This is a genomic window from Kitasatospora sp. NPDC024654, from assembly GCF_055559155.1.
In genome coordinates, this window is sequence record NZ_JBVHLF010000224.1 from 1 (window position 1) to 2,620 (window position 2,620).

A 2,620-nucleotide genomic window follows, 5' to 3' on the forward strand; every position below is an offset into this window, starting at 1 on the left:
AGGTCCTTCTCGAAATCGTCAATACTCTGCCCGTCCACACCTGGCGCTCCTTTATTGGCCTTGACTTCCTTCCAGGCCTCCACGATCTCCCGTTTCGAAATATCGAACGGCTTGATCTGAGACTTCAACTGGCCCATCAAACTCCTCCCGGAGAACATCCGGTTGATTCGATCAACACAGTCACGAGCAGCCCGACCCCTTCGCTCCTCCCCCATTACAGGGGCCTCAGCACTACTACGGGCCGGTCCGCCGGCGGGATCCGCATCGGTACTCAACCCCTCACAGTTGCGTTCTGCTCGGGGCACTCCCTCTCCCCCGCCATCGGGCGAGGAGTATCGGGACCCGCCTTCTCCTGTTCCACACGGAAGCCGCAGACCGGACTCACGTCGCCTACATGCCGGACACCACCTGGCCAATAAACGGGCACCCGCCAGGCTCATCCCGGAGTTCAGCTCACACCCCGGTTTCGATGTCATCTGATTTTCTTTCGACACGTCAGCAGCGATTCACTTACGTTCGTCTTCCCGGTCCCCACCTGACGCCTCTCACGACGCCTTTTCCTCATCGCTCACCACGACGGTCTTCAGCCAACGCAGCATGAGGCGGTTTGAAGCCTCCCCCCGCAGGGCGGCTCCGAAGGGCCATGACCTTCATCTTCCGTGCAGCACCATTTCCAGAAGCTGCCCTACAATCAACTTCCTTTCCTGTTCAGGACGCAAGAGCTGGGAGAACGCTGATCGGGGCTGTGCGCGGGGCCATTCGTCTCCACCGTGGGAGCGGGAGAGCAAGGTGGTGAACGGCATTGTCACGTTGATGTGGACATGACTGCCTGATGGTGCGTCAGGGCTTCGTCGGGCGGTGGGCCTCTGTCAGGCAGTGGCGGGCAGGGCCCGCATCGGCCCCACCACGCCCTGGCGCTGGCCAGACTTGCCCGGAGGCGCGGCGGGCGCGGTCGGGTCGCGCCAGGTGCCCGGCGTCGGTTCCGGTATTGCTGATGGATTGAACGCTAAGGACCCAGGTCCCGCGGCCAGCGCCTGAGCGCGGGCATGCGGTCTCGTTTTGATCACTCTGCCGGTGACCGACTGCCGACCGGGGCCGGCCGCGTGGTGTGCCGGGACACTCTGGTCATCACCCGGCGTCCCCGGCGCCTTTCGCCCGATCGCCGTCCTCAGGCCACTGCCGGGGCCGCCAGTTCGGCGGCGAACCGGGCCGCGCTCACCTCGCCACCGAAGTGGTGGATGACGTGTTCGCGGACGTACTCCTGCTGGAGCGAGGTGAAGGCCGCGCACGCGTCGTGGATCACGTGGGCGGTGTAGCCCCGATCGTGTGCTTCGCGCAGGGTGGACTCCACACAGACGTGCAGGGCGAAGCCGGCCAGGTAGAGGTCGGTGACGCTGAGTCGGCGCAGGATCAGGTCGAGGTCCGAGAAGCCGGCGAAGCCGCTGGCCCCGGCTCGGCCGCGCACCACCGACTCACCGTCATGAGGGGTGAAGGGCGGCATGAAGTCGGTGCCACCGGTTCCCGGCAGCCAGCTGCCCGCTCGCGGAATCGCGGCCCGCAGGCCGAGCCTGGCGGGGGTCCAGCTGTCCAGCTCGGGGGTACCCGGAGAGAGCAGCAGCGGGACGTGGATCACCGGCACGCCGTGCGCGCGGGCCGCCTCCAGGGCGGTGGCCGCGCCGGCGACGGCGGTGTCGAGCAACTCGCGGTCCTGGACCAGGTGGTGCAGCTTGCCCTGTTCGGCGTCCAGCCATTCACGCTGGAACTCGATGAGGACGAGGGCGGAGGTGTGCTCGGGCACAGTCGGGCTCCTTGCGTGCGTTCATCCCATGCAACTGGTTGGTTGGGATGAACCTAGGAGTCAGGCCCCGGCAATGTCAACCAACTGATTGGTTGGCAATCTGGGTCCATGGCCCACCCACCCGCGACCAAGTCCCGTATCCACCAAGCGGTCGCTCACGGGATCGGGGGCGGCGCGGCGGGGGGGTCGGTCGCGACCTTGGCGTAGCGGCGGGCCAGGTGCGCGAAGGCGTCCTTGGGCGCTGTCACGTTGTCGGGGGTGTGGTCAGCTGGGGTTGTGTCAGGGCGTGGTGGGGCCGATGCTGGCCCTGTCTCAGGATGCGGCGGGCAGGGCGGCGATGCCGGCGATCTGGTCCCAGATCGCGAAGCGGATGATCATCTCGGCGCGGTGGTCGGGTGCGGTGAGGAGGTGGCGTCGTGGTCGGAGGTGGGGTGAGATGCCGCTGAACGCGGCCAGGAACCGTTGGGCTCCACCGACGGACCGGAAGCCCTTCGTGGCGCGTTCTCGTTGCCGGGTGGGCTGGTGGGAGTTCTCCGCCCGGTTGTTCAGTCCTTTGTGCGAGCGGTGTTCGACAGAGGGCATGACCTCGCGGTGGGCCGCGCCGTAGGAGCGGAGCTTGTCGGTGACGATCACCCTGCGACGTCGCCGGCACCCGCTCGCGGGGGTTCCAGTGCGTGGCGCGGAACTGCTCGGCCTCAGCGGCCGTGACAGCAGCACGGGCACCGCCAGGACTCTGAGGTGAAAACCTCCTGCGGGTGATCGCTATGCGGCGGGAGGCGGTTCGGCGGTGACGTCGTAGCCGAGTTCGCGGAGCTTGGCCAG

1 protein-coding gene and 1 pseudogene are annotated in these 2,620 nt (G+C 67.0%); both read right to left on the reverse strand.

Translation table 11 applies throughout. The annotated features are described in order from the left end of the window. Positions 1-1,168: 1,168 nt before the first annotated feature. Positions 1,169-1,798, reverse strand: coding sequence for a cysteine hydrolase family protein (locus ACZ38L_RS39105; RefSeq protein ID WP_465702857.1), 630 nt, complete (start codon positions 1,796-1,798; stop codon positions 1,169-1,171). Positions 1,799-2,110: 312 nt separating this feature from the next. Continuing rightward, positions 2,111-2,428, reverse strand: a pseudogene (locus tag ACZ38L_RS39110) (DDE-type integrase/transposase/recombinase); the annotation flags it as partial. Positions 2,429-2,620: the final 192 nt, after the last annotated feature.